This window comes from Nocardia rhizosphaerae (genome assembly GCF_042650365.1).
GTDB lineage: Bacteria > Actinomycetota > Actinomycetes > Mycobacteriales > Mycobacteriaceae > Nocardia > Nocardia rhizosphaerae.
This window is the reverse complement of the sequence record NZ_JBHSBA010000003.1, coordinates 1,137,873-1,145,375: the sequence shown is the minus strand read 5'-3', so window position 1 is coordinate 1,145,375 and position 7,503 is coordinate 1,137,873. Positions and strand designations below refer to the sequence as shown.

General features: G+C 71.7%; 1 protein-coding gene. It reads right to left on the bottom strand.

Annotated features, from left to right (window positions below; translation table 11 throughout):
- Nucleotides 1-7,353 (bottom strand): amino acid adenylation domain-containing protein, encoded by a 7,353-nt coding sequence (locus ACFOW8_RS06930; RefSeq protein WP_449289755.1) that lies wholly within the window; start codon nucleotides 7,351-7,353, stop codon nucleotides 1-3.
- Nucleotides 7,354-7,503 lie beyond the last annotated feature (150 nt).

Here is a 7,503-nt window from a genome sequence, read left to right as displayed (position 1 = left end):
TCACTTCTCGACCGCCGTTCGCCGCTGCGGCGGCACCCCGGCGTTGCCGATCATCTCACTCAGCGCCACGATCGTCGCACCGGTTTCATCGCCCGGTGCGGCCACCGCGACCGCCGCCTCGGTGAACACGTGGCTCACCTCGTCCTCGCCGTCGTCCGGCGCCATCACCAGCGTCGCGCCCGCGATCCCGGTCGCGACGATCTCCAGCACCCCGGCCACCGAATCCGGCCTGCCCGCGGCCCGCGTCCGCGACTCGAAGTCGAGCCCGGTGCGCTGGGCCACCCGCTCGGCGGCACCGGCCAGCTGGTCGTAGCTCAGCGTGCGGCCGCCACCGATGAACGCCACATCGTCACCGCGCAACGCCCTGGTGCGGTGCGCGTAGCCGATCGGGCGTGGCGATTCCGCGGCGAGTTCGGCGATCAGCGCCGGGTCGTTCAGGTCGTACCAGTCCAGGCCGTCCGGCGGGTCGGTGATGTCGACGGAGAGGCCGAGTTTCACCTCGATCCGGTCGGTGAGGCCCGCGTCCATGGCCATCAGCGGCACGACGGCCGCCCCCGCTTTGAGCACCGCCCAGGTCGCGATCGCCGCGTGCCGATCGCGTTCGAGCCGGATCGCGACACCGGTTCCCGGCCCGGCACCACGGGCGATCAGCGAACGGGCCAATCGCGATGAGGCGGCATCGAACTCGTGATAGGTGAGCGCGGAGTCACCGAGGTCGACCGCGGGCGCTTCCGGGTCCTCCTCCACGGCGGCAGCCAGCTCTTGAGCCAGCGCGGCACCGTTGGCCGACGGGGCGGGTGCGTACGCCGCCGCGGTGAGTTCGCGTTCGCGTTCCCCCGCGTCGCGCAGGTCGATGTCGCCGACGCGCACGTCCGGGTCGGCCGCGACCGCCGCGACGATCTCGCCGAGCCCGCGGGCGAACGCCGCGACCGTGTGCTCGTCGAACAGGTCGGTGGCGTAGGTGAACACGATGCCGAGCTCGTCGGGTTCGCCGGTGGCGCTGTGCCGCGGCTCCACATTCACCTGCAGGTCGAACTTGGCAGGCCGCGCGGCCAGATCCATCGCCTCGATGGTGAGGCCGGGCAGCCGCAGCACCGGTGTCTCGTTGTTGTGGAACGACAGCACCACCTGGAACAGCGGATTGTGCGAGACCGTCCCGCTCGGCGCGACCTCGTCGACGATCCGCTCGAACGGCAGGTCGGCATTGGCGAAGGCGGCCAGGTCGACCTCGCGAGCCAGCGTGACCAGCTCGGCGAAACCGCGGGTCGGCGCCACCTCGGTGCGCAGCGCCAGCGTATTCACGAACATGCCGACCAGATCGTCGAGCTCCGGTTCGCCCCGTCCGGCGATCGGGGTGCCGATGACGATGTCGGTGCTGCCGGAGACCCTCGCCAGCAGCACGGCCAGCGCCGCGTGCACGACCATGAACAGCGAAGCGTTCTGCGCGCGGGCCAGCTCGACGAGCCTGGCGTGTACGTCGGCGGGCAAGGTGGCCCGCACGTCGGCGCCGCGCAGCGAGGCGTGCGGCGGTCGCGGATGATCGTGCGGCAGGTCGACAGTGCCGGCGTAGCCGGCCAACGTGCGCCGCCAATAGTCCAGTTGCCTTGCGGCGGTGGAGTTCTCGTCCGCTTCGTCGCCGAGGACCGTGCGCTGCCACAGCGCGTAGTCGGCGTACTGCACCGGCAGCGGCGCCCAGCTGGGCGAGCGGCCCTCCACCCTGGCGCGATAGGCGATCACCAGGTCGCGGGCCAGCGGCGCGAGCGAGGCGCCGTCGGCGATGATGTGCTGCACCACCACGGCGAGCACATGCTCCTCCTCGGCCAGCGGGTCGGTGTCGGGCACGGTGAACAGCCCCGCGCGCAACGGAACCCGTTCCGCGACATCGAAACCGCCCGCGAGCAGCCACATCACCCGGTCGTGCGGATCGTCGCACTCCTCCATCGGCAGCCCGGTCGGCAGGACCGCGCTGACCGGCATGATCTCCTGGTACGGCATGGCATCGGGGCCGTCGGCCGGGAACCGGGTACGCAACGCCTCGTGCCGCTCCAGCAGATCGGCCACCGCGTAGCGCAGCGCCGAGGCGTCGAGCGCGCCGCGCAGCCGCAACACCAGCGGGATGTTGTAGGCCGGGGAATCGGGGTCGATCCGGTTGAGCAACCACATCCGCTGCTGCGCCGGGGACAGCGGAACGACGCCGCGGTCTTGCGCCGGTGTCAGTGGCGGACGTGGCGCCGCCACCGCGCCGGGCCGGACTCTGGCCGCCAGGGTGGCCACCGTCGGCGCCTCGAACAGGTCGCGGACCACCAGATCCGCGCCGAGCGCCTGATCGATCCTGGCGATCGCGCGGGTCGCGAGCAGCGAATTGCCGCCGCGGGCGAAGAAGTCGTCGTCGAGACCGACCTCTGGCAGCCCGAGCAGCGTCGCGAACACCTCGGCGATGCCGAGTTCGATGGGCGTGGTCGGGGCCCGGAACGGGGTGTCGGCGGCGAACTCCGGCGCGGGCAGCGCGGCACGATCCAGCTTGCCGTTGGCGGTCAGCGGCAGGGTGTCGAGCACCACGATCGCATCGGGAACCATGTAGCTGGTGAGGAATTCGGCCACCGTCTCGCGCACCACGACCGGGTCGAGTGCCGCGTCACCCGCGCCGACGACATAGCCGATCAGCCGGTCGCCCGCGTGTTCGTCGGCGCGGACCACGATCGCGGCCTGGCCGACACCTGGCACACCGAGCAGCGCGGCCTCGATCTCGCCCGGCTCGATGCGGAAGCCGCGCAGCTGCACCTGCTGATCGCCGCGGCCGCCGTACTCGAGTACGGGAGTGCCACGGAAACCGATCCAGCGGCCGAGATCGCCGGAACGGTAGCGCCGGGATCCGGGCGGACCGAACGGGTCGGCGACGAAGCGGGTCGCGGTGAGGCCCGGCTTGCCGAGATAGCCACGCGAAACCTGGTTGCCCGCGACGTAGAGCTCACCGGCGACGCCGAACGGCACCGGCTGCAGCCGGTCGTCGAGCACCGCCACCGACAGACCTGGCAGCGCACGGCCGATCAGACTGGTCGGCAGCTCGGCGGCGCCCGCGTCCATGGTCAGGTGCGAGACGTGCACGGTGGTCTCGGTGATGCCGTACATGTTCACCAATCGCGGTGCGGTGGCATCGTTTCCGTAGCGCGCGCACCAGCGGGTGAGCTGTCTCGGGTCGAGCGCCTCACCGCCGAAGACGATGTAGCGCAACGCCAGTGGCGCGGCTCCGGCGGCTTGGGCGGCGCGGTCGGCCTCGTCGAGCTGAGCGAAGGCCGTCGGTGTCTGGCTCAGCACCGTCACCTGCTCGCGCGCGAGCAGCTCCCTGAACTGCAGCGGTGACCGCGAGGTGATGTGGTCGACCACCACCACCGACGCGCCACCGGCCAGCGCGCACCACAGCTCCCAGACCGAGAAGTCGAAGGCGAAGGAGTGGAACACCGACCACACGTCGTCGGGGTCGAACTCGAACAGCAGCTGGGTGTTGGCGAACAGTTCCAGCACGTTCCGGTGGCTGACGCCGACGCCCTTCGGCAGCCCGGTCGACCCGGAGGTGTAGATGACATAGGCCAGGTGATCGGGCCGCACCGGCGCGCGCCGTTCGGCGGGACGCAGCGGTGTGTTCGGGTAGCCGGGCTGCTCGTCGACGAGCACGACCGGAAGCTCGGGCGCCGGTACCAGGTCGCGTTCGGCCGATGTCGCCAGCAGCACCGTGGGTTTCGCGTCGGCGAGCACATACTCCAGTCGCTGCGCCGGATAGCCGGAGTCGATCGGCAGGTACCCCGCGCCGGAAAGCAGCACGGCGAGCAGCGCGAGCGGAAGCTCCTCGGTGCGCGGAACGGCGACGGCCACCAGAGTTTCCGGTCCCGCGCCGTGCGCGATCAACGCGCGCGCCAGTGCCGAAGCGCGGCCGAGCAGTTCGCCGAAGGTGAGCGAGCGCTCCCCCGCCCGCACCGCGATCGCCTCCGGCCGCTGCGCCGCCTGCGCGGAGATCAGATCGGCCACGGTGACCTCGGGTACCGCGATGCCGGGCGATTCCCCTTCGCGCAGGACCAGTTCGCGCTCGCCGGGGGCGAACACGTCGACATCGCCCACCGGGACCGACGGGTCGGCGACCACGGCGGCGAGCACCCTGGTCCAGCGGTCGGCGAAGTCGGCGACGGTCGCGTGCTCGAACAGGTCGGTCGCGTAGACGAAGGTGGCGGCCATTCCCTGCGGTGCGCCGTCGGCGCCGATGCGTTCGGCCAGCTCCACCTGCAGGTCGAACTTCGCCAGCGGCACGCTGAAGTCGGCGGCCGAGACCGCGAGCCCCGGCAGCGCCAGGTCGGTGCCCGCCATGTTCTGGAAGGTGAGCATCACCTGGAACAGCGGGTGCCGCGCGGTCGAGCGCACCGGCTGCAGCAGGTCGACGAGCCGTTCGAACGGCACGTCGGCGTGACCGAACGCGGCGAGGTCGGCGGCGCGGACCTCGGTGAGCAGGTCGGTGAAGCTGCGGGCCGGGTCGATCTCGGTGCGCAGCACGAGGGTGTTGACGAACATGCCGATCAGGTCGTCGAGCGCCTGTTCGCCGCGCCCGGCGACCGGGGTGCCGACGGCGATGTCGCGGGTGCCGGACAGCCGGGCCAGCAGCACCGCGAGGGCGGCGTGCACGACCATGAACAGCGTCGCGTTGTGCCTGCGGGCCAGCGCGGTCAGGCCGGCGTGGACCGAGGCGGGCACCTGGATGCGCATGGTGTCGCCCGCGCGGCTCGCCACCGCGGGACGCGGCCGGTCGGCGGGCAGTTCCAGCTGTTCGGGCAGGCCCGACAGGGTGCGCCGCCAGAAGGCGACCTGGGCGGCGAGCAGCGACTGTGGATCGTCCTCGGCGCCGAGCAGGGCGCGCTGCCAGAGCGCGTAGTCGGCGTACTGCACCGGCAGCGGCGGCCACTGCGGCGCGCCGCCGCCGCGGCGTTCGGCGTAGGCGGCGAGCAGGTCCCTGGTGAGCGGTGCGAAGGAGAAGCCGTCGCCCGCGATGTGGTGCACCACGCACACCAGTACGTGTTCGGTCGCCGACGATGGGCCGTCCGGCTCGGCCGGGTCGTCCGGTCTGCGCGATTCGGCGATGGCGAGCACGCGGACCCGCACCGGCGGTGCCGCGGTGACGTCGAAGCCGGTCAGCGCGGCTGTCGCGACCGCGGCGGATACCTCGCTCTCGGCGACTTCGAGCAACTCGAAGTCCGGTGCCGCGGCCGGATCGCCTGGGGCGAGCACCACCTGGTGGCCTTCTCCGTCGAGCACGAGCCGATGCTGGTCGCCGTGCGCGTCGCCGTCGAACACCGGGTAGACCGTGCGCAGCACCTCGTGCCTGGTGATCAGGTCGGTGACGGCGGCGTGCAGCGCGGGCAGGTCCAGCCGCCCGGACAGCCGCACCGCCACCGGGATGTTGTCGACCGCGGAGCCGGGATCGAAGCGGTTGAGGAACCACATCCGCTGTTGGGCATACGACAGCGGGACAAGTTCGGGGCGCGGCTGCCTGGTCAGCGGCAGCGCGCGCGCCGAAACCCGCTGCTGCTCGGCCTTGTTGGCGAGCGCGGCGACGGTGGGTGCCTCGAACACGGCCTGCACCGGCACCCGCGCGTCCAGCGCGGCACCGATCCTCGCCACGGCCTGGGCGGCGAGCAGCGAGTCACCGCCGAGTTCGAAGAAGTCGTCGTCGGCGCCGACCCGCCCGGCGCCGTCACGCAGCAACAACGCGGCGAACACGTCGGCCACCACCTGTTCGGCCGGGGTCGCCGGAGCACGGAAGCCGCGCGCGGTGAACACCGGCGTCGGCAGCGCGGCCCGGTCGAGCTTGCCCACCGAGGTGAGCGGCAGTTCGTCGAGCACCATCATCACGGCGGGAATCATGTACGCGGGCAGCGAGCCGGACAGGAATTCGGCCAGCTCGCCGGTGTCCACCGTACGGCCGACCCGCGGCAGCACATACGACACCAGCGCGGTCGCCCCCGACGGCATGGTCTTGCCGACCGTCACCGCGTAATCGAGATCGGGATGGGCGGTGAGGGCGTTGTCGATCTCGCCGAGCTCGATCCGGAAGCCGCGCACCTTCACCTGGAAGTCGGTACGGCCGAGATATTCCAGGGCGCCGCCCGCGCCAGGGTCCGCGGTCCTGGCGGCGGCAGCGGACGGATCGGACGCGACGAGCCTGCGGACCAGGTCACCGGTGCGGTAGAGCCGGTCCGGCCCGAACGGCGAGGCGACGAAGCGCTCCGCGGTGAGCCCCGGCCTGCCCAGATAGCCCTGGGCGAGCGCGGGTCCGGACAGGTAGAGCTCGCCGACCACCCCGGCAGGCACCGGCCGCAATCGGGCGTCGAGTACATACAACCCGATCCCCGGCTCGGCGTGCCCGATGGTGATCGGGGCGTGCGGACGCAACGGCCCGGTGCTGGTGGCGAGGATGGTGGCCTCGGTCGGGCCGTAGCCGTTGTGGAAGGACCGGCCCTCGGTGGCCCAGCGCCCCACCAGTTCCGGCCCGAACCGGTCACCGGCCACCAGCACGACCCGCAGGTCGGGCAGCCCGGCCGGGTCGACCGACTCCAGCGCGCCAGGGGTGATCAGCAGATGGGTGACGCGTTCCCGGCGCAGCAGATCGGAGAGCTCGTAGCCGCCGAAGATCCGGGGCGGTGAGATCACCAGAGTGGCGCCCGCCGTGAACGCCAGCAGCAGCTCGAGCACGGAGACGTCGAAGTTCGGGGAGCAAACGTGCAGCACCCGTGAATTCGCTGTGACACCGAGGTGTTCGCGCTCGGCGGCGGCCAGCGTCGCCAGTCCCGCGTGCGTCACCACGACGCCCTTGGGTTTACCGGTGGAACCGGAGGTGTAGATGACATACGCGGGATGCTGCTCGTCGATCGGGCGGACCCGGTCGGCATAGCTCACCGCGTGCGCGGGCCGGACCGCGATGCGCCCGGCGACCACCGGATCGTCGAGTTCGATCCAGTACAGGCCGGTCCCGAGCGCGGGCCGATGGGTCGCCACGGTGAGCCCGAGCACCGCGCCGGAGTCGGCGACGATGTGCGCGATCCGTTCCCGCGGGTAGGCCGGGTCGACCGGCACATAGGCCGCACCGGTTTTGGCGACCGCCCAAACGGCGAGCACGGACTCGATGGACCTGGCGATCGCGATCGCGACAACGTCACCAGCGCCGATACCGCGATCGATCAGTTCCCGCGCAAGTCGCGAGGATTCCTCGTCGAGTTCCCGATAGGTGAGCTCGCGTTCGGAGCCAGGCATTCCGGTCGGGTTGTATCCGACAGCGATCGACTCGGCCGCGGATTCGACCGCTGCCGTGAGCAACTGACCGAACAGTGGCGTGCCGGTAGTCCGTCGACGACCGGCACGGCCCGTGCGGCGGGGGGTTTCCACAGACCAATACACCTCTCGCGTCCGGCGACGGGGTCGCCGGACAGCCTAGTCCCACCAGATGCTGCCGACGACGCCTCGCCG